The sequence below is a fragment of the Streptomyces sp. NPDC056835 genome (genome assembly GCF_042789485.1).
In the GTDB taxonomy this organism is placed as follows: Bacteria; Actinomycetota; Actinomycetes; order Streptomycetales; family Streptomycetaceae; genus Streptomyces.
Genome location: NZ_JBHUBB010000005.1, coordinates 217,088 through 237,419 on the forward strand (window position 1 = coordinate 217,088; position 20,332 = coordinate 237,419).

The 20,332-nt window shown below is 71.1% G+C and carries 16 protein-coding genes; 6 read left to right on the forward strand and 10 right to left on the reverse strand.

Annotated features, from left to right (window positions below; all coding sequences use genetic code 11):
• Positions 1-116 precede the first annotated feature (116 nt).
• Both ACFRMN_RS08105 and clpX read right to left on the reverse strand, forming a co-directional pair.
• Positions 117-1,145: a sporulation protein gene (locus ACFRMN_RS08105; RefSeq protein ID WP_383015025.1), complete on the reverse strand. Its 1,029-nt coding sequence runs from the start codon at positions 1,143-1,145 to the stop codon at positions 117-119.
• A 118-nt stretch (positions 1,146-1,263) separates the two neighbouring features.
• The gene (clpX, locus tag ACFRMN_RS08110; protein WP_383015028.1) at positions 1,264-2,556 is read right to left on the reverse strand and encodes an ATP-dependent Clp protease ATP-binding subunit ClpX; all 1,293 of its coding nucleotides are present in this window, start codon (positions 2,554-2,556) and stop codon (positions 1,264-1,266) included.
• Between the two features lie 122 nt (positions 2,557-2,678).
• On the opposite strand from clpX, the gene ACFRMN_RS08115 reads away from it, so the two are divergent.
• The 3 genes from ACFRMN_RS08115 to ACFRMN_RS08125 all read left to right on the forward strand — a co-directional run bounded on the left by ACFRMN_RS08115 (position 2,679) and on the right by ACFRMN_RS08125 (position 7,006).
• Entirely contained in the window at positions 2,679-3,926 is a 1,248-nt protein-coding gene (locus tag ACFRMN_RS08115) for a helix-turn-helix domain-containing protein (RefSeq protein ID WP_383015031.1), read from the forward strand.
• Positions 3,927-4,246: 320 nt separating this feature from the next.
• Positions 4,247-5,353: a ribosome small subunit-dependent GTPase A gene (rsgA, locus tag ACFRMN_RS08120; protein ID WP_383015034.1), complete on the forward strand. Its 1,107-nt coding sequence runs from the start codon at positions 4,247-4,249 to the stop codon at positions 5,351-5,353.
• Positions 5,354-5,440: 87 nt separating this feature from the next.
• Positions 5,441-7,006, forward strand: coding sequence for an AlkA N-terminal domain-containing protein (locus ACFRMN_RS08125; protein WP_383015299.1), 1,566 nt, complete (start codon positions 5,441-5,443; stop codon positions 7,004-7,006).
• Between the two features lie 8 nt (positions 7,007-7,014).
• Here ACFRMN_RS08125 and ACFRMN_RS08130 read toward each other — a convergent pair whose 3' ends face one another.
• The 3 genes from ACFRMN_RS08130 to ACFRMN_RS08140 all read right to left on the reverse strand — a co-directional run bounded on the left by ACFRMN_RS08130 (position 7,015) and on the right by ACFRMN_RS08140 (position 9,095).
• Positions 7,015-7,380 (reverse strand): PPOX class F420-dependent oxidoreductase, encoded by a 366-nt coding sequence (locus ACFRMN_RS08130; protein WP_383015037.1) that lies wholly within the window; start codon positions 7,378-7,380, stop codon positions 7,015-7,017.
• A 118-nt stretch (positions 7,381-7,498) separates the two neighbouring features.
• Positions 7,499-7,981 carry a DUF456 domain-containing protein gene (locus ACFRMN_RS08135; protein WP_383015040.1) on the reverse strand — a complete coding sequence of 161 codons (483 nt, stop codon included), beginning with the start codon at positions 7,979-7,981 and terminating at the stop codon, positions 7,499-7,501.
• 121 nt (positions 7,982-8,102) lie between these two features.
• Positions 8,103-9,095, reverse strand: a complete 993-nt coding sequence (locus ACFRMN_RS08140; protein ID WP_383015043.1) for a helix-turn-helix domain-containing protein — start codon at positions 9,093-9,095, stop codon at positions 8,103-8,105.
• Between the two features lie 365 nt (positions 9,096-9,460).
• Here ACFRMN_RS08140 and ACFRMN_RS08145 point away from each other — a divergent pair, with 365 nt between their 5' ends.
• Entirely contained in the window at positions 9,461-10,951 is a 1,491-nt protein-coding gene (locus tag ACFRMN_RS08145; protein WP_383015046.1) for a protein phosphatase 2C domain-containing protein, read from the forward strand.
• Between the two features lie 108 nt (positions 10,952-11,059).
• Here the strand turns inward: ACFRMN_RS08145 and ACFRMN_RS08150 are convergent, their stop codons facing one another.
• Positions 11,060-14,167 (reverse strand): alpha-mannosidase, encoded by a 3,108-nt coding sequence (locus ACFRMN_RS08150; RefSeq protein WP_383015048.1) that lies wholly within the window; start codon positions 14,165-14,167, stop codon positions 11,060-11,062.
• A 229-nt stretch (positions 14,168-14,396) separates the two neighbouring features.
• Here ACFRMN_RS08150 and ACFRMN_RS08155 point away from each other — a divergent pair, with 229 nt between their 5' ends.
• Entirely contained in the window at positions 14,397-14,789 is a 393-nt protein-coding gene (locus tag ACFRMN_RS08155) for an ATP-binding protein (protein WP_383015051.1), read from the forward strand.
• Positions 14,790-15,005: 216 nt separating this feature from the next.
• Here the strand turns inward: ACFRMN_RS08155 and ACFRMN_RS08160 are convergent, their stop codons facing one another.
• Together ACFRMN_RS08160 and ACFRMN_RS08165 are read right to left on the reverse strand one after the other, a co-directional pair.
• A complete protein-coding gene (locus tag ACFRMN_RS08160; protein ID WP_383015054.1) occupies positions 15,006-16,064 on the reverse strand; it encodes a DUF2637 domain-containing protein in 1,059 nt (352 codons plus the stop codon).
• A gap of 210 nt (positions 16,065-16,274) precedes the next feature.
• On the reverse strand, positions 16,275-17,123 hold the full coding sequence (locus tag ACFRMN_RS08165; RefSeq protein WP_383015057.1) for a (2Fe-2S)-binding protein: 849 nt from the start codon (positions 17,121-17,123) through the stop codon (positions 16,275-16,277).
• Positions 17,124-17,246: 123 nt separating this feature from the next.
• Between ACFRMN_RS08165 and ACFRMN_RS08170 the strand changes: the two genes are divergently transcribed.
• Complete coding sequence (locus tag ACFRMN_RS08170) at positions 17,247-18,131, forward strand: GntR family transcriptional regulator (RefSeq protein WP_383015060.1); 885 nt, start codon at positions 17,247-17,249, stop codon at positions 18,129-18,131.
• Between the two features lie 105 nt (positions 18,132-18,236).
• Here the strand turns inward: ACFRMN_RS08170 and ACFRMN_RS08175 are convergent, their stop codons facing one another.
• Both ACFRMN_RS08175 and ACFRMN_RS08180 read right to left on the reverse strand, forming a co-directional pair.
• A complete protein-coding gene (locus tag ACFRMN_RS08175; RefSeq protein ID WP_383015302.1) occupies positions 18,237-19,004 on the reverse strand; it encodes an enoyl-CoA hydratase/isomerase family protein in 768 nt (255 codons plus the stop codon).
• A 71-nt stretch (positions 19,005-19,075) separates the two neighbouring features.
• Positions 19,076-20,209 (reverse strand): cytochrome P450, encoded by a 1,134-nt coding sequence (locus ACFRMN_RS08180; protein ID WP_383015063.1) that lies wholly within the window; start codon positions 20,207-20,209, stop codon positions 19,076-19,078.
• Positions 20,210-20,332 lie beyond the last annotated feature (123 nt).

The following is a 20,332-nucleotide window of genomic DNA, read 5'->3' on the forward strand; positions in this document are numbered from 1 at the left end:
GGACCTGATGGGGCCTGGCGGGGCCGGGTGCCGAAGGCGGGGCGACGACACGCGGGGCGGTGGCCATCGGGCCACCGCCCCGCGCGCGTCCGCCCGGTCGAGGGGCGGGTGGGCCGCTACTCGTCGCCGCCCTCGTCCTCCTCGCCCTCGAACGCGTCACCGATCTCGTCGACGACCTCGGCGGCCACCATGCCGCCGACCACGCCGACCGCCACGCCCGCGGCTACGCCGGCCACCACCGCTCCCGTACTGGGGCCGGACCGGTGCCCGCCCGGGTGGTGATCTCCGGAGTGCCGCTCTCCGTAGTGCTGCTCACCATGATGCTCGCCGTAGTGCCCGCCGTGGTGCCCGTCGTAGTGGCCCGGGTGCGCGCCGCGACTGTCGACAAGTTGCTTGATCCACCTGTCGACCTCGGCGTTCCAGTCCACGTGCTGGACGTTGTGGTGCGAGACCGTGAACCGGTTGATCGTGTCGTGTCCGCCGGAGAAGAGCCCTCCGCGCTTGTCGGCCTCGATGACGACATCCATCCCGCCGGCGGTGGCGAGGAAGGTGACCTCGATCTCGTTCAGCGCGTGCGCGTAGTGCGCCGGCGGGGTGAGTTCGATCTCCTGGTAGAAGGGCAGCCGCTGGTCGGTGCCGTTGATGCGGCCCAGTTCCAGATCGGCCGATTTGAAGCCCCAGCCGAGCTGCCCCAGGGCCTCCAGAACGGCCTCCTGGACCGGCAGGGGAGAGACGCTGAGCTGGTCGAGATCGCCCTTGTCCCGCGCTCCGGACACCGCCAGCTCGGTCCGCACGCCGAGTACCACGCCCAGTGGCTGGCCGTAGAGTTCGGTCACGGGCGTCTCCCACGGCAGGGTCAGCGTGAACGGAATCGTATGCTCCGACTCCTCCGCCAGCCGGAACCCGCCGGCGACGGTGACCCGGTCGAAGACGACCGTGCCCTCGCTCTCCTCGTCGTGTCCCTCGGCCTCGACACGGGCGACCAGGTCCAGCGTGATCTGCTCGATCTCCAGGTCCGTACGGCCGCCCCGCAGCCGCACCTGACCCGACAGCGGGCCGCCCGGTACGGCGGCCACGCCGTCCAGCACGGTGTCGACAGAGGGTCCGCCGACACCGACGGCTCCGAGCAGTTTCTTGAACACCATCGTGGCGTCCGCTCCTTCATAGGGGTGTTGAACGCCACCAGAACTACCCCAGAAGGTAAAGCGGTTCCCAAGCGGCGGCCCGGCCGGGCATATTTCCAGCCACCCGGCCGACCGCGCTCTACGCGGAGCGGTCGCGGCGTTCCCGGGAGCGGCCGGGCTGCTCGCGCGGTACGAGCGTGGGGTTGACGTTGTCGAGCACGGTGTCGCGGTCGACCACGACCCGCGCCACATCGTCGCGGCTCGGCACCTCGTACATCACATTGAGCAGCACCTCTTCGAGGATCGCTCGGGTCGCGCGGGCGCCGGTGCGGCGCAGCAGCGCCTGCTCGGCGATCGCGCCGATGGCGTCCTCGGTGAACTCAAGCTCCACCCCGTCGATTTCGAAGAGCTTCTGGTACTGCCTGATCAGCGCGTTGCGCGGCTCGGTGAGGATACGCGTCAACGCCGCCCGGTCCAGCGGCTGGACAGCCGTCACCATCGGGAGGCGGCCGACGATCTCCGGGATCAGCCCGAACTTCAGCAGATCCTCGGGCATCACCTCGGCGTAGACGTCGCGCCGCTTCCGCTCCTCCTCGCCGGCGATCGTCGCGCCGAAGCCGATGCCCTTGCGGTCGGCCCGCTGCTCGACGATCTTCTCCAGGCCGGCGAAGGCGCCGCCCACGATGAAGAGCACGTTCGTCGTGTCGATCTGGAGGAATTCCTGCTGCGGGTGTTTCCGGCCGCCCTGGGGCGGTACGGAGGCGGTGGTGCCTTCCAGGATCTTCAGCAGGGCCTGCTGGACGCCCTCGCCCGAGACATCGCGGGTGATCGACGGGTTCTCGCTCCTGCGGGCGACCTTGTCGATCTCATCGATGTAGATGATCCCGGTCTCGGCCTTCTTGACGTCGTAGTCGGCCGCCTGGATCAGCTTCAGCAGGATGTTCTCGACGTCCTCACCGACATAACCGGCCTCGGTGAGCGCGGTCGCGTCGGCGATCGCGAACGGTACGTCGAGCATCCGGGCGAGCGTCTGGACCAGATAGGTCTTGCCGCAGCCGGTCGGACCGATCAACAGGATGTTGGACTTGCCGAGTTCGACCGGCTCGCCCGCGTCCGCGGTCGCCGCCCGCTCGTCCGTCCGGATGCGCTTGTAGTGGTTGTAGACCGCCACCGAGAGCGCCATCTTGGCGTTCGTCTGCCCGACGACATACTGGTCGAGAAAGGCGTGGATCTCGCGCGGCTTCGGCAGCTCCCGCTGCTCGTTCTCGTGCTCGCCGTCCAGCTCCTCCGCGATTAACTCATTGCAGAGCCCGACGCATTCGTCACAGATGCAGACAGGACTCGGACCCGCGATGAGCTTCCTGACCTGCTTCTGGTTCTTCCCGCAGAAAGTACATCTGAGCAGTTCGCCGCCGTCACCGATGTGTGCCACTGGGAAGCGTCTCCTCAACGGTTGTGCGGCATTCGCATGGTTGGACCATATGACGTCACCATCTGAGTGGTCACGGTATCTTGAAGCGGCACTGAACAGCAACGCGGGGACGAGTGAGGGCGATGGGCCGGCTCAGCAGGGCGGAGCTGCAGGAGCACAACCGCGCCAAGGTACTGGCCGCCGCCAGGGACGAGTTCGCCGAACGCGGGTTCAGGGACGCCAAAGTCGACGGTATCGCCGAACGCGCCGGGCTGACGCGCGGGGCGGTCTACTCCAACTTCCCCGGGAAGAGGGCCCTTTACTTCGCGGTCCTGGCCGGTCTCGCCGAGCGCGAGTCCGTATCCGAATCCGAGTCCGCCTCCGAGTCCGTATGGGAGACCGCGTCCCCGACCGCCTCCGAGTCCCACTCCGATGCCGCGCCCGCGTCCGGGACCACCCGTGACGCGCTCGGCGCGTTCGCCCGCGCATGGGTCGCCCGGCTGCCGCTCGCCGACACCGACGAGGAACACGGCCCGGCCAGGCTCGGTCTGTACGTGGTGCCGGAAGTCCTCGCCGAGGGGCGGATCCGGCGGCCCTTCGCGCAGTTGATGAAGCTGGACGCGATTCTGCTCGGGCTGGCCCTGGAGCGCCTTCGGCCGCCCGGAGGACATGACGGGTCCGGCAGTCATGTGCGGGTCGCGGAGGCCGCGCTCACCACCCTGCACGGCGCGAGCCGGCTCGCCGCCGTCGCGCCCGGCTTCGTGGAGCCCTTCAATGTCGTCAGCGCCGTTGAGCAGTTGGCCGGCCTCACGGTCCACGACTGGTGGCCGCCCCCGCATGTGATCACCCAGGCATGGCCGACCGACGAGCCGTGGGACCCGCCGCACGTGCGGGACGCGGTACACGGCGAGCCCGCGCGGCTCACGGACGACGGCGTGGTGGCGATCCTCGGGCTGCACCGCATCGAGGCCGTCGAAGAGGCGGTACGGGCCGCACCGCCCGGCGCCCGGATCACCGCCGTCCTCGTCACCGGCGACCCCGCCGAACTGGCACCGCTGGCGCGGCTCACCGTCGCAGGACTCTGCAACTGCCTGCGCCAGTCCTTCCCGCCCTCGGCCTGGCCCCGGCTGCGAGTGGTGTTCGACGAGTCGGGCTCCTTCGCGGCGGCGGCCGGCCTGCCCGCCGTCAGCGACGCGACCGAGGCCGCCGTACGGGTCGAGGCGGGCCGTATCGTCGCCCGCGCCGACGGCCGCGGCGCCTGTCACGCGGCGGCGTCCGCGGCCGTGGCGGCCCCGGCCGTGGCGGCGGACCGGATCGCCCGGACGCCCGAGGCCGGTCTGAGGCCCGAGGCCGCCCGGACGCCCGAGGCCGACCGTATGCGCCGCCTCTAAGTACGGGCACCTGCCCGCCCGTTGGCGTGGTGGTCCACGGATCCGGTGGTCCGGATAAATAACTCGCGGCACCTCGTCCGCTACGGCTAGGGTGAACGCCGTACGGCCGACCGCCAATCGTCGGCCGCCGACCGTCGGCCGTCACGGGCCGGACCGAGGAATCAGGAGGTGAGGACATTGATGACTGTCACCACGCTGGGTGCTGCCCAGGAGCAGAAGTTCATCAATCCCACCCCTGTGGTCTCCGGCTGACCTTCCTCTCTTCAGCTTTCTCGCGCCCACGCGCGCGTGCCGGGGCCACCCCTCTGAAGGGTTCCCCCTTGTCTTTCTCTTCTCTGCCGGCTTTCCCCTCGTCCCACCCGCTCGTCCCGTACGGCTGGGACGAGGGCTGGGAAGCCGAGTTCGCCCCGTATGCCGAACGCGGCCTGGTGCCCGGCCGTGTGGTGCGGGTCGACCGCGGTCAGTGTGATCTCGTCACCCCGGCCGGCCTCGTGCGGGCCGACACCGAGTTCGTTACCCCGCGTGATCCGCTGCGGGTGATCTGCACCGGAGACTGGGCCGCGGTCGACCCGGGCGGCGATCCCCGGTTCGTAAGGGAGTATCTGCCACGGCGTACCGCGTTCGTACGGTCCACCGCCTCCACCCGCTCCGAGGGCCAGATCCTCGCGGCCAACGTCGATCACGCGGTCATCGCGATCTCCCTCGCCGTCGAACTCGACCTCGGGCGGGTCGAGCGCTTTCTCGCCCTCGGCTGGGAGAGCGGCGCCCTCCCGGTCATCGTGCTCACCAAGGCCGATCTCGTGAGTGACCCCGCCGTGCTCGGCCATCTGGTCGAGGACGTAGGGACCACCGCGCCCGGAGTGCAGGTACTGACCGTCAGCTCGGCCACGGGGGAGGGGATCGATGTGCTGTCCGCCGTGCTGTCGGGCGGCACCAGCGTCCTCCTCGGTATCTCCGGGGCCGGCAAGTCGACCCTCGCCAACGCCCTCCTCGGGGACGAGGTGATGGATGTGCGGGCCACCCGTGACGCGGACGGGAAGGGGCGGCACACCACCACGACCCGCAATCTCCTCGCCATGCCCGGGGGTGGTGTGCTCATCGACACCCCAGGGCTGCGTGGGGTCGGGCTGTGGGACGCCGAGACCGGGGTCGGGCAGGTCTTCTCGGAGATCGAGGGGCTTGCCGGGGAATGCCGGTTCCACGACTGCGCGCATCTGGCGGAACCGGGCTGCGCCGTGCTCGCCGCGATCGAGGACGGATCGCTGTCCGTGCGGCGGCTGGAGAGCTACCGCAAGCTGCTCCGTGAGAACCAGCGCATCGTCGCCAAGACCGACGCCCGGCTGCGCGGCGAGATCCGACGGGACTGGAAGCGCAAGGGCGCGGAGGGCCGCGCGGCCATGGAGGCCAAGCGCGGACGGATCCGGTAGCGGCGGGCCGGGCCACCGGGCTCGCGGAATGTGGCGTCCGAAATCCGCCAGTCCGGTGGGCCGGGCCGTCGCACACTGGAAACCATGATGGACGAGGAGACGAGATACGAGGCGGTCGCCAGTCGCGACGCGCGTTTCGACGGCGCGTTCTTCTTCGCCGTCGAGACGACCGGGATCTACTGCCGGCCGAGCTGCCCCGCCGTGACCCCGAAGCGGAAGAACGTACGGTTCTACCCGACCGCGGCCGCCGCCCAGGGCCACGGCTTCCGCGCCTGCCGCAGGTGCAGGCCGGACGCCGTGCCCGGGTCGGCGGAGTGGAACGTACGCGCCGATGTCGTCGGCCGCGCGATGCGGATGATCGGCGACGGGATCGTGGACCGGGAGGGGGTGCCGGGACTGGCCGGACGCCTCGGCTACAGCCCCCGCCAGGTGCAGCGCCAGCTCACGGCGGAACTGGGCGCCGGACCCGTCGCCCTCGCCCGTGCCCAGCGGGCGCACACGGCACGGGTGTTGCTCCAGACGACCGGGCTGCCGGTCACGGAGATCGCGTTCGCGGCCGGCTTCGCGAGCGTGCGCCAGTTCAACGACACGATCCGGCAGATCTACGCCCGTACCCCCAGCGCGCTGCGCGCCGAGTCGGGGACCGGAGCGGCGACCGGGGCGGCGACCGGGGCGCGGACCGTGGCGAGGACCGGGTCAGGGGCCGGGGCGGGCACCCGCACCCTGACCAGGGTCCCGTCGCCCGCCACGGCGCTGTCACCGGAGACGGCCCCGTGCACCGACCTGCCGCGTCTCACCGGCGTCCCCCTGCGGCTCGCCTACCGGGGCCCCTACGCCGCACGCGAGGTCTTCGACCTCCTCGCCCGGGAAGCGCTCCCGCACACGGAAGAGGTGACCGGCGACCCCGGCGCCCGCACCTATCGCCGTACGCTACGGCTGCCGCACGGCCCCGGCTTCGTCTCCGTGGACGAGACCCGGCCGCCGCGCGACGCACGCGACGTACGCGACCCACGCGCCCGGAGCGGCTGGCTGGAGGCGCGGATCCACCTCACCGAGCTGCGCGATCTCACCACCGCCGTACAGCGGTTGCGCCGGCTCTTCGACCTCGACGCCGATCCGTACGCCGTGGACGAGCGCCTCGGCGCCGACCCGCGGCTCGCCCCGCTCGTCGCGGCGCGCCCGGGGCTGCGTTCGCCCGGCGCCGCCGAACCGGAGGAGTACGCCCTGCGCGCGCTCGTCGGCCACGCGGAGGCCGTGCGGCTCGTCGAGAGATACGGCGAGCCGGTGGACCGCCCCTGCGGCCGGCTCGACCGGCTGTTCCCCGAGCCGGCGGCCCTGCGTGATGACCCGGTGGCGGGCCCGCTCGCCGCCGCGCTCGCCGACGGAACCGTACGGCTCGACGCCGGAGCGGACCGCGACGAGGCCGAGCGGGCCCTGCTGACCGTGCCCGGGGTGACCCGGCGTACGGCGGCACTGATCCGGACGCGGGCGCTCGGCGACCCCGATGTGGCACCCGAGGGGGAGCGGGACGACGAGGCGTGGCGGCCCTGGCGGTCCTACGCCACGCGGCACCTACGCCTCGATCCGCGTCCCGGCGCGGACCGAGCCGTCGTCCACGCCGGTCCGGTCGGACAGGACTCAGGTCCTGGGTGACAGGTCCGTCAGCCGAGGCCCCAGCTGTGGATCCTGCGGGGGTGAATACGGATCAGCTCCTCGCTGAAGTGCGGACCGAGGTCGTGCGGCCCCGTCAGCAGCTCCGCCTCGCCCCGGATGTCCACCCCGCGCACCTTCCACGGATCGGTGCTCACGATGTCGTCCACGACCAGCGCCACCCGCGGATTCGCCTGGAGATTACGCCACTTCTTGGTGGTTCCCAGGGCCAGACCGCCGATCAGGATGGTGCCGTCGTCCTGCGGGAAGAAGCCGACCGGGTTGGCCTGGGGCTGGCCCTTGGGATCGACGGTGGCCATCCGCCCCAGCCGCTGGGACCTCAGATACGCGCGCTCGGCCTCACTGAATTCGGTCATGCTCCCAGCCTCACACGGACACCTCCCGCGGCGCATCAGCCCCGGGACCGCCTCCGGACCGGGCCCCAGGACTTCCGTGAAGTCCCGCCCGGCCGACGGCGCTGCTCGCGGACACGCCCTATCCCCAGATCAACGCCCCCAGCCACGCGCCCACCACCAGCAGACACGCGAACAGCTCCGCCAGGATCGAGCAGCCCGCCACCCGCATGACCGTACGGGTCGACGCCCAGCCGTCCCGGTGGCTGCCGAGCCGTGCGCGCTCGGCGCCGTAGATCCCGCCGACGTACCCGGCGATCCCGCCCAGCACGGGCACCACGAAGAATCCGACGATCCCGGAGACCCCGCCCACCAGCAGTGTGTGGCGCGGCGCTCCGGTCCTGCGGGTCCTGCGGGCCGGCAGGACGGGCCTGAGCGCCTGGTTGAGCAGCAGCAGCGCCGATGCTCCGATCAGGATGCCCCAGGCCAGACGCGACGTGTCGGTCAGTGCCCACCAGAGCACCGCGGCCCATACGATCGCCTGTCCCGGCACACCGGGGACGAGCACACCGAACAGGCCGAGCAGCATGACCAGTCCCACCAGGACGAGCTGCCACACTTCCATCTGCCCCACTCTGCAGGATCGCGGGCAGGGCCGCAGGTCGCGTGCGCGGAATCGGGCTCAGGGCCGTCGGGCGCGTGCGTGGGACACGGCTCAGGGGCGCCGGTCGCGCGCGGGGCCGGGCTCAGGGCCGCGGTTCGCGCGCCACCCAGCCCTTCTCGTAGGCGTGCCAGCCCAGTTGGAGACGGGTCGTCACCCCGCTCAGCTCCATCAGCCCCTTCACCCGGCGCTGTACGGTACGCAGCCCCAGGTCCAGCTGTTTGGCCACGCTCGCGTCGGTCAAGCCGGCGAGCAGCAGGGACAGGATCTCCAGGTCGGTGGTGTCGGGACCGGGAAGGCCCAGCTCCGTGACCGTGCCATCCGTACCGAGCCGTAGCGGCAGCGCCTCGCGCCACACCGCCTCGAAGAGCCCCATCAGCGACTCCAGCAGTCCGCTGGCGTGCACGACCAGCGCCGCGGGCCCGACCTCACGGCCCGTCAGCGGCACCATCGCCAGGGCGCGGTCAGCCACCACCAGCTTCGTCGGAACCCGCTCGGTCACCCGGACCTGCTCGTCACGGCCGAGCGCGGCGGACAGCTCGGTGATACCGGTGGGCAGTGAAAGCACCTCGCGTTCGAGCACCACCCGGTAGGCGACCCCGCGCGTGGCCGCCCGCTCCTCGGCCTCGTTGTCCGTCCCGGTCACGGCCATCGGCCGGCCGGTGACCAGGGCACAGACCTCCTCGGTGGCGCCCAGCTGCAACTGGCGGAAGCGATGGGACACCGCGCTCGCGCCCGTCACCACCTCGATCAGATCGTGCACCGCCGGCTCGGTGGCCTCCGCGCGGTACTCCTCCGCGAGCAGTACGGCGGCCAGTTCGGCCTGTTCCAGCTCATGGCGGTGCTGGGTGAGCAGCGCGCCGAGCGCGACGGCGGGCGGCGCGGCGACCCACCGTCCGGTACGGGACGAGGACTGCGCGGCCAGGCCCTGCCGCTCCAGCCGGCGCAGCGCCCGTTCGGTGTCCGGCTCGGGGAGCGCGAGCCGATGGGCCAGATCCGCCACCTCCGCGGCGCCGATCGCCACCAGCGCGCGGTACGCGGACTCCTGTCTCTCGTCGAGACCTATCGCTCCCAGCATCCCTGCCAACCCCTCCCTGGACGCCCGCGCGGCCTCCCCGGCCGCACTCTTTCCGCCACGGGCCGTGGCGGAAAACGGCCACGGCGTAAACCCGCCGCTCCCCATCATCCCTGTACAGGCCGTCTGTCTGCCAAGGTGACGCCATCACAGCTGCAACAGACCCGGTCATATTCCCCCTGGGTATGCATGACCGGCTCTGCTCGATCTGTGAACGTCCGCCGGGCGTCCTTCCCGTGGGGGGTGGGGCCGCCCGGCGGATTCCGGGGCCTGGACGAGTAAGTCCGGACGAGTAAGTCGCCTCTTATCTCCCCGCCCTTTTCTCCGCGCCCCGTTTTCGCGTGCCCGGAGCGGTCGACAATAGGGTCATGAGTCAGCAGGGGGAGAGGCCGGCCGACGGCGACTGGTGGAACCGGCTGTACGACGAGTCCACGCCGGACACCGGCCCCGCCGTAGCGGCGGGTGACACGCTCGACGACCGCTTCGACTCGGCGGCGGACGCGGTGTCGGAATCGATGTCGGACGTGGCGTCTGACGCGGTGTCCGACGTGGCGGGAGCGCGGGCGGAAGCCGCGACTCCGGAGCGACCGCGACCCCAACGCCCCGTCGCGGGGGCGCCGTGGGAGTCGGCCGCGCCGTACGCGCCCAGCGACGCACGACCGCTGCCCGGCGCCGAGGCCGAGTCACCCCGGCCCTCACCCCGGCCTCCGGACCCGCGCCGGCCACCTTCCGTAACCCCCGTAACTCCCTTAACCCCGGCGCCCCGCGAGCCGGCCGCCCCCTCCGTCACGTCCGCCACCGCACCTGTCGCCGCTGCCGCCCCTCCCGTTCCCGTTACCCATGTGGGCGACGGGCCGCCCATATACGGCCCCGAGCCCACCGCCCTGCCCGCCGCACATGCCGACCGGCTGGACGAGATCGTCCCCGACACCGTCCTCGACGGTGCGCGCTATGGGACGTACACCCTGCGCGCCATGTCCGTACGGGGCGACTCCGCGCGCCACCGCGGCGAGCCCCGCCGCGACGCCCTGCTGACCGCCCGCTTCGGGGACGGCGCCGACGCGCTCGTCCTCGTCGCCATAGCCGGCGGCGCCCGCGCCACCGAGGGCTCCCACCGCGCCGCGGCGGACGTGTGCCGGTGGATCGGCGGCGCCGTCGGACGCAGCCACGGCAGCCTCTCCGCGGACATAAGGGCGGGCCGCAGGGACGACCTCAAGTCCGGGTTGCACCGGCTGACCGACCGGGGGTTCGGCAAGCTCCGGGCCCGCGCCGCCGAACTGGGGCTGCGCCCCGGGCAGTACACCGCCGGCCTGCGCTGTCTGCTGCTCTCCGCCGATCCCGACTGCCGTACGCGCGTGTTCTTCGGGGTCGGCGACGGCGGCCTCTTCCGGCTCAGGGACGGCGTGTGGCAGGACCTGGAGCCGCCCCTCGCAGAGCCCGCCGCCTTCACCGGCCCACCCGTGGCAGGCTTCGGCTCCCCGCCCGCCGAGACGCCCGAGGGCGACCGGCTGACGATGGATCTGGAGATCACGAAACCCCCGTCCACGTACAACCGGTCCCCGTCCGACCCGTCCCCGTCCGACCCGTCCCCGTCCGGCTCGTTCCGGCATGGCGCGTCCCCGCCGTCGCCCGAGCCCTTCCGGTTCCGAGCCTCGATCGCCCGGCCCGGCGACACCCTCCTGGTGTGCGGCCCCGGCCTGTCGGAACCGCTGCGCGGCGAGCCCGCACTCGCCCGCGAACTGGCCGACCGCTGGCGCCCGGCCGCCCCACCGGGTCTGGCCCAGTTCCTGGCGGACACCGGGCTGAGGGTGAAGGGCTACGCCGACGACCGCACGGCGGTCGGCGTCTGGGAGGCGTAACCGCGCCCGGGGGCACGTCCCGATTGATCACCCGGAGGCTACGCCGCAGGACACGGAAGGGACAGGTCCGACGGGTGTCACGGCCGTCGGTCCTGTCCCGCACACGTCCTACGCGGGCGTGAGCCGCAGCGTCAGGATCTGGAACGGCCGCAGCCGCAACCGCAGTCCCTCCTCGTCCGTCTCCGCGTCGTACAGCGGGCGTTCCAGCAGATCCGTCACCCGCGCGCCGATCACCGGGAAGCCGACCCGCAGCGTCGCCCCGGCCCGGCCGCCGGCCGACTCGTAGAGCCGTACGATCACATCCCCGCTCCGGTCCTCGGCGAGCTTGACCGCCTCCACGGTCACGGCCGGGTGGTCGACATTCACCAGCGGCAGCTGCTCCGGCGCCGGTGCCACGCGCAGCGGCAGATTGAGCGCCAGGCCCTCCCGTACGGTCTCCTCCACCGTCCCGCCGGGCAGCAGCGCGTACCGGAAGCGGTGTGTGCCCAGATCCGTCTCCGGGTCCGGGCTGTGTGGGGCGCGCAGCAGTGTCAGCCGTACGGTCGTGCCGAGCCCGTCCGGGTGTGGCGCCCGGGTCACATCGTGCCCGTAGGTGGAGTCGTTGAGCACCGCGACGCCGTAGCCGGGCTCCGCGACCCGCAGCCAGCGGTGCGCGCAGATCTCGAACCGGGCGGCGTCCCAGCCGGTGTTGTCGTGTGTCGCCCGGTGCACATGGCCGAACTGGACCTCGGCGGTGGACCGTTCGGCGTGCACGTCGAGCGGGAACGCGGCCTTGAGGACCTTTTCCGACTCCTGCCAGTCGACATCGGTGACGATGTCGACCCGCCGGGCGTCGGCGGTGAGGCGGATCTCCTGCGTGATCCGGGACGCCCCGAACGTCCGCACCACCCGTACCGCCGCCCTCAGCGGACCCTCCTCGATCAGCTCGACGGAGTCGGCGGCGGTCAGATCGGTGTGCCGGCGCCGGTAGTGCCGGTCGATGTCCCAGGCGTCCCACTGATTGGGGTGGTCGGGGTGCAGTTGCAGCAGATTGCCCCGGCCGCCGGGCACCAGCACCTCGCGGTCCGCGACGAGATCGCGTACGGAGGACAGCAGCCCGTCCGCGTCGATGACCACCTCCAGCCGCTGATTGCGCAGTGTGAAGCCGCCACCGGCCGCGACGGCCGCCACGGGGGCCGGGGCCAGCGGGCTGAACGTACCCGGCGCCACCGCCCTGACCAGGGCCGGAACGAGCACTTCACCGTCTGCCAGGGGCTGCGTCAGCACGCCCTCCGCCACGTCGGAGGCGCGGGCCGCGACGACATCGCGCCGGGCGAACGGGGCCGCGTTCCAGACCCCCACCGCGCTGTCGTCGCCGCCCAGCGCCGCCAGCGCGTCCTCGATGATGCCCGTCAGCTCGTCCCGTACCGCCGCGTACGTCGCGCGCGCCTCACGGTGCACCCAGGCGATCGACGAGCCCGGCAGGATGTCATGGAACTGGTGCAGCAGCACCGTCTTCCAGATCCGGTCCAGCTCCTCGTACGGATACGCGTACGGAGCGACGCCGCCCCCCGAGCGCAGCGCCGCCGCCGTCGCCCACAACTCGGCCTCCCGCAGGAGATGTTCGGCGCGCCGGTTGCCCTGCTTGGTCTTGGCCTGGGTGGTGTACGTGGCGCGGTGCAGCTCCAGATACAGCTCGCCCGACCAGACCGGCGCCTGCGCGCCGTACTCCTCCTCGGCCGCCGCGAAGAAGGCCGCCGGAGGCTCGATCTCGACCCGGGGCGAGCCTTCGAGGGACTTCAGCCGCCGCGCCCGCTCCATCATCTCCCGGGTGGGGCCGCCGCCGCCGTCGCCCCAGCCGAACGGCACCAGTGACCGGGACGCACGGCCCTTCTCCGCGAAGTTCCGCTCCGCGTGGGCCAGTTCGGAGCCGAGGAACTGCGAGTTGTACGTGTCGACCGGCGGGAAGTGGGTGAAGACGCGCGTGCCGTCGATACCCTCCCACCAGAAGGAGTGGTGCGGCATCTTGTTGGTCTGGTTCCACGAGAGCTTCTGGGTCAGGAACCACTTCACCCCGGCGAGCTTCGCCAACTGCGGGAAGGCCGCCGTGTATCCGAAGGAGTCCGGCAGCCAGATCTCCTCCGTCTCGACGCCCAGCTCCTCCTGGAAGAAGCGCTTGCCGTGCACGATCTGCCGGGCCAGCGCCTCACCGCCCGGCATATTGGCGTCCGACTCCACCCACATGGAGCCCACCGGCGCCCATGTCCCGTCCGCCACCGCCTGCTTGATCCGCTCCCAGATACGCGGCTGGTGGTCCCGCACCCAGGCGTACTGCTGCGCTTGCGAGCAGGCGAAGACCAACTCGGGGTAGTCGGCGGCGAGCGCCGTGACATTGGCGAAGGTCCGCGACGCCTTCCGTACGGTCTCGCGCAGCGGCCACAACCAGGCCGAGTCGATATGGGCGTGCCCCGCCGCCGAGATCCGGTGGGCGCTCGGGGACGCGGGCCGGGAAAGCGCCTCCGCCAGCTCACCGCGCGCGGCGGTGGCCGTGCCCGCCACATCGTGCAGATCCAGCGTGTCGAGCATGGACTCCAGGGCGCGCAGGATCTCATGGCGCCGCGAGCGGTCCGCGGGCAGCTCGCGCATCAATTCAGTGAGCACCTCGACATCGAGGACCAGATGCCAGACCTCCTCGTCCAGAACAGCCAGGTCCGCGGCGGCGAAGCGGTAGAGCGGACGGTCGCCCGCGGTCAGTACGTCACCGAGGAGCGTCGGCTCGAAGTCATGCAGGACGGCGGGGTTGGCGGCAGCCTCAAGCAACAGCCGGACGGGTTCGCCGCCGGCCGCGGGCGCGGCGACGGGGATGTACCGGTTGCGCGGATGAATGCCCTTGAGCGGGACGCCCGCGGCGTCGTACACCAGCCCCTCGGCCTGGAAACCGGGCCCGTCACCGGTGAACCCCGGGTCGATGACCACCTCCACCGGCCGCCCGGCCCAGGATTCGGGGACCACGCCCTCCAGCCGGAACCAGTGGGTGGACCAGGGCGAGCCCCACTCCGTACCGGTCGTGAACGGCTCGTAGGTGCCCCGGAGTGCCTGCTCCACCGGCACCGGCTCGCCCGGCGCGTGCCAGACGGAGAGCGAGAGCGGCTCCCGCGCGGCGTACTGCGCGGGTCGGATGAACTGGCGCAGCGCCCGCTCCAGCCGCCCTTCCACCAGGGATCGGTCGTCGTGCATCGGTGCTCCTCGCTCCTCGGGATCGGCTCGCACCGTTTCACTCCCCCCGCACTTCCCCGGGCAGTCCTCGCACACCCGTCGCGCGCCGTCTGCCCCCGCCGCGGCGATCAGGTGATGAACACCATGAGTGGTCCATTCCGGGTGGGGAATGCATCTCCTGTACGCGTACGAGCGTGGGGCGGGTCCGGACCAGCGGGGAGAGGGACGTCATGAGCGGGGGGACAGAGTGATGAGGGGTCTGCGGCGCAGAGTGGGGGGTGCCGATCTCGCGGCCGTCCCCGAAGTGCGGCACGCGTTACGGGAGATGCTGCGGCACTGGCAGGAGCGGGACTGCGCGGCCGTGGCGGAGCTGCTGATCAGCGAGCTGGTCACGAACGCGCTGGTGCATACGGACGACGGGGCCGTGGTCACCGCGACCGTCGCGGATTCCCGGCTGCGGGTGGAGGTGCGGGACTTCGTCGCGGGAGTGCCCGCGCCGCCCGCGCCGGAGCGGCCGGTGCCCGACGACGCCACGCACGGCAGGGGGCTCGCGCTGGTACGGAGCCTGGCGGACGACTGGGGGATACGGGCGAGGCCGGTGGGCAAGGTGGTCTGGTTCGAGCTCAACGGCGAGGCGGCGTAAGGGTGGTGGGGGAGAGCCAGACGGTGGGGAAGAACGGGCGGTGCGGAGAAGTGGGCGGTGAGAGAAGTGGGGCGGGACGAAACAGCGGACCGGCGTGACGGTTGTCCGTCACACCGGTCCGAGTGCTGTTCCCCCGAGGTCGCGTCAGTCGAACTGCCCGCGTCAGCCGAACTGTCGGCGTCAGCAGAACTGCCGACGTCGGTCGAACTGGCCGCGTCAGCCGAACTGCTTCTCCAGGTCCTTGAGTTTGCGCTCCAGGGAGTCGAGCCTGGGCAGCGCCATGGTGTCGTCCTCCGCGGTCAGGTCCACCGTACGGGGAGTCTCAGCGGCCTTCACAGGCTGAAGGGAGAGCCGGGAGTGCTGGTTCAGTTGGCCGGGCTCCACTATGGCAGGCTCCGCTGCGGCTTCGACGGCCGGCGGCGAGCCCGATCCCGAGTTCACCGCGGGAAGGGCCACCTGACGGCCGCCACGCCCCCGGCCCCAGGCCCGGTGCTGGCGGTTGAGCGCCTTGATCTGCGCCCGGTCCAGCTTCTCCTGCTCCCGCCTGCGGTGCCGGTTCTGCTCCTTCTGGCGACGGTCCTCGCGGACCTCGTCGACCGCCTCGTCCAGCGTGCGGACGCCTTCGAGCAGCATCAGCGACCAGGCGCCGAAGGTCTCGCGGGGTGCCCGCAGCCACCGTACGATCCGGATCTGCGGCAGCGGACGGGGGACAAGACCCTGCTCGCGCAGCGCCGCACGGCGGGTCTGCTTCAGCGCACGGTCGAACAGGACGGCGGCGGAGAGGGACATGCCGGAGAAGAACTGCGGAGCGCCTTCGTGACCGAGGCCCGTGGGCGCGTGCACCCAGTTGAACCAGGCGGCGGCGCCGGCGAACGTCCACACCAGCAGTCGCGAGCCGAGGGCCGCGTCGCCGTGGCTGGCCTCACGCACCGCGAGTACGGAGCAGAACATCGCCGCGCCGTCGAGACCGAACGGGACGAGATACTCCCAGCCGCCGCTGAGACCGAGATTCTCCTGGCCGAAGCCGACCAGGCCCTTGAACGAGAGCGCGGCGGCGACCGCCGCGCAGCAGAAGAGGAGTGCGTAGGAGGCGATGCCGTAGATGGCTTCCTTCCGTCTGCGGCGCTCCTCGCTGCGTTCCCAGGAATCCTCGACGGGTGCGGGCTTGTCAGCCGCGCGCTTGCCGCGCGCGAACACCGCCGCCGCCACCAGGATTCCGACGAGCAGGACGACGCCGGGAAGCAGCCAGTTCAGCGATATGTCTGTCAGTCGCATGCGGTGTTCCTTGCATCGCAGTAGGGCGTTTGGGACGCCATTTTGGCCGAAGTGCGGTGACGCTCAGGGGGTTTTGGGACAAGAGAACACCAACGAGGCGGTGCAGCACGTGAATAGGCACGAACGGCTGACACTGCCGTTCGGCAGGTGGCTGTCATGTTCGATTAATATCACCCCTGCGGGTGGCGTGGGAGCGAGGGTGACGCGGAGTCAGACGCTCGCGGCGAGCTTCCGGACCCGCTCGTTGTCGCAGGTACGCGGACAGGTGACGCAGGTGTCCTCGGGGCGCAGCGTGTAGAAAAGACAGCAACTGGCCCGGTCACGGGTCGGCAAAGATTCGCCGTCAGGTCCGGTCAGCTCACGGAAACCCGCGGCACCGACATACGGCGCGGTCGTGCCAGGCATCAGCCGCTCAAGCTCCGCCATCGCGTACCGCTCCTCGCCCAGCAGATGGGCGATGTACCAAAGCCCCTCGACGATCTCGTCGGTCGCCATCCCCCACAGTGCCCGCCGGCCGCGCCGCAACCGCGGGGCGAAGCCGTCGAGGACCGGTGCGAGATGATCGGCGACGGCCGCCCGTACCTCGGCGCGCAGGGCCTCCTCGTCCGGGACGACCCGGGCGCCGGGCAGTGTCGCGGCGGGGTCGTCGGGCAGACAGGCGAATTCGTCGATCCGTACGGTCATCCGGCCCAGCGCCCGCTGGAAGGAGACCGCCTCGACGGGCAGACGCGGCACCCTGCGGTGCAGGAACCAGGGCACGGTGATCAGCAGGCAGGCCGGCCAGGCGTACCGGTGGAAGCCGAAGCCGGCTATCACGTCGGGGCGCGCCTCCTGCCCGTAGTCCCGCCGCACCTGCGCCGCGTCCCAGGCGAGGAACGTGTCGAGGGCAGTGCCCCCGGCCGCCAGCTCCGCCGCGCTCACCCAGCCGTCGTCCGCCGGGTGCCGCTCACTCTCAGTGAGCTGTTCGATGCTCAGCGAGGGGAACGCCTCGGCCAGACGGGCGTACGCGTCCGTCACGGGCGAGGCGAGGAGGCCGGGCAGCAGCGTGGGCAGGGTCATGCAGGGGACCACCGAATCGGGATCGTTTGCAGGTAAGCCTTACCTTATCCGATGTGATCGAGGTTTGAACTGTGGCCCGGTCGGCCTATCGTGCACGGGTAAGGAGGAAGGAGGTGGGCCGGAGTGGAGCAAGGCAGAGCGCGCGACGCCGCCGTGCCACGGCCGTACGCGCCGGAGGCGCCGATGCCGTCGTCGGGGGCATCGGGAACGTCAGGGGCGTCCGCCTCCGAGTCCCGGCGGGTGCCGGAGCAGGTGCGCGGCGAGCACACGCACAGTGAGCCCGACCGGTCCGGTAGCCCTTCGCGGCCCCCGGCCCAGGACCAGGTCCCATCCCCGTCCTCGTCCCCGGCCCCGTCCTTGTCCCCGTCGCCGTTCTCGTCGTCGCCGGTACGCCGTCATTCCGTACGCGGACAGATCCTCGACGCCCTGCGTACCGCGCTCGTCAGCGGTGAGCTGGCCCCCGGCGAGGTCTACTCCGCCCCCGTGCTCGGCGAGCGCTTCGGCGTCTCCGCCACCCCGGTACGTGAGGCCATGCAGCAGCTCGCGCTGGAGGGCGCCGTCGAGGTCGTGCTCAACCGGGGCTTCCGTGTCATCGCGCGCAGCGCCCGTGAATTGGCCGAGCTCGCCGAGGTACGCGCCCTGCTCGAAGTGCCGGTGATACTGCGGCTGGCCCGTACCGAATCCGCCGAACGGTGGGCGGAACTCGCCCCGTTGGCGGAGGCGACCGGCGCCGCCGCCGCGGTCGGGGACCGCGCGGCGTACGCGGAGAGCGACCGCGCCTTCCATCGCGCTCTGCTCGCTCTCTCCGGCAACCAGCAACTGGTCATGGTGGCGGACGATTTGCACCGCCGCTCGCAGTGGCCGCTGGTCAGCGCCCCGGCCGTGCGCCGTGCCGATCTGGTCGCGGACGCGGCCGAACACTCCGCGCTGCTCGACGCGTTGATGGCGCGGGACCTGCCGGTGGTGCAGTCGCTGATACGGGAGCACTTCACGGGCTCGGCCGGCTGAACCCGTACCGATTCCCCGGGAGCACTGAATCCCCCGGGGCACCGATTCCCCGCGTCACGGATGCACCCGCGTCACGGATGCACCCGCGTCACCGAAGTGCCGGCGTCACCGATGGCGGGAGGCAGCAGCCGCAGCTGTCAGCGCCGAGGTCATCAGCTCCGCGTCGAGGAGGGTGGTGTCCGCGAGACGGTTCGCGCCCCCATACGCGTTCAGCATCACCTTGGCGGTCCGCAGCGCCGCCGGGGACCTGCGGACCATCGGTCTGACCCACTGCTGGACAGCGTTGTCGAGCTCTTCCACCGGGACGACCTTGTGCAGGACCGACAGTTCCGCCGCCGTCGCCGCGTCGAAATTGTTACCGGTCAGCAGCAGCTCACGGACCCTGGCCGCGCCCGCCTCCTGCATCAGCCGGGGCAGGGCACCTCCCCAGGCCGGAGGCATACCCAGGGCGAGTTCGGGCATACGGAAACGGCAGTCGTCCGCCCCCGCCCGCAGATCGCAGAACACGGCGAGAGCGAGCCCCGCGCCTATGACGCCGCCGTGCAGCCGGGCGATGGTGACGACATCGGCCGTCGCGAGCGCGTCGCAGACCCGGCGTGCTTTCTTGCCCAGGGTGCGAAGGCTCACCCCACTGGGGTCCGCGGCCAGGAATTCGGCGAATTCCGCGCGGTCTCCGCCGAGACAGAAGTCGTCTCCCGCGCCGGAGAGGATCAACACCCGGATTCCGGGGTCGTCCTGAAGGGTGCTCAGTACGGAGAGCAGTTCGTCCAGGAGCGTCCCTGAGACGGCATTGCCGGTCTCGGGGGAGTTCAGCTCCACCGTCAGCACGGGCCCTTCCTGAATGACCCGGAGCGCCTTGAAGTCTTCCACCACGCCGTTCCCTGTGTATGTGTCAGTTCTCACTGGTTCTCACTGTGCTACGGCTCTTTTTCCCTGACGCCAGGTCAGGCGATGGTCACCGGGAGTTCCATAAGCCGTCGGAAGCCCACGCGGGGTGCCCAGACGGGATCCCCGTCGAGACGGAGCTCGGGCAGCCTCCTCAGCAGGGACGTCAGCAGAGTCGTCGCCTCCAGCCGGGCCAGGGGCGCGCCGATGCAGTAGTGGATCCCGCCGCTGAAGCTGAGGTGCGTGGCCCTGCGCCGAATGTCGAAGAGCTCCGGCTCGGCGTGCTGCTCCGGGTCGTGGTTGGCCGCGCCGACCATGAGATGGACCATCTGGTCACGCTGGATGTACGCGCCGCCCAGGGTGGTGTCCTCGCCGGCGACCCTACTGATCACATGGTTCGGCGAGTCGTAGCGAAGCACCTCCTCGACGGCGCCCGGTATGTGCTCGGGATGCGTGCGCAGCCAGCGCAGTTGGCGCGGGTGCTTCAGCAGGAGCCACACCATGTGGGAGAGGAGTGTCGCCGTCGTCTCGGGCGCGGCCAGGAGGAAGAGGAACGAGAGGAAGTACACGGCTTCGTCGGCCGTCTCCTGGTCGTCTTCGAGATCGTCCCAGGTCCGCAGCCACTCCGAGATCGGATCGTCCCCCGGCGCGCGGCGGCGTTCGCGTATCAGCGCCGTGAAGTACTCGCGCAATTGGGCCGTGGCGGCGTCCGACAGAGCGAGCTGGCTCGGCGTCGGCAGCAATTCCTGCGAGTAAACCTGATCACGGGTGAGCGAACGTAGCCAGTGATAATCGGCGGGCGGTAGGCCGAGCCATTCGCCGATCGTAATGATGGGCAATTCATCGCTGACCAGCGAACTGAAATCTGCCCGGCCGCTCCGCAGCTTCTCGGTGAGCCGGTCGAGCAATTGCTCGGTGGTCCTCTCGATCGAACCCTTGGAATTCGCGAGAGATTTGCGGTCGAAAGTGTTGCCGACCGACCGCCGCACCCGGGTGTGGTGCGGCGGATTCAGTGCGGGCAGGGTCTTTCCCATTTCCTGCGAAGAGGAGGCGTTCCAGCGAGTTGCCGCGCCCTGTTCGGCCCGCCACTTGCTGTCGGGAACCTGCCAGGTCTTGTTCCTCAGTACCTGGTCACAGAGGTTGTAGGAGGTCACCAGATGCCCGCCCCAGGGGGCGGGGATGATATCTCCCATCGCTCTGAGTTCTGCGTAGAGAGGCAATGGATTCGATTGGCCATTGGATGTACGCAGACGGGAAAATATCGAGACTACAGCGCGTCGATCTACTGACGAAGTAGTCAGGGAGGGCTCCACAGC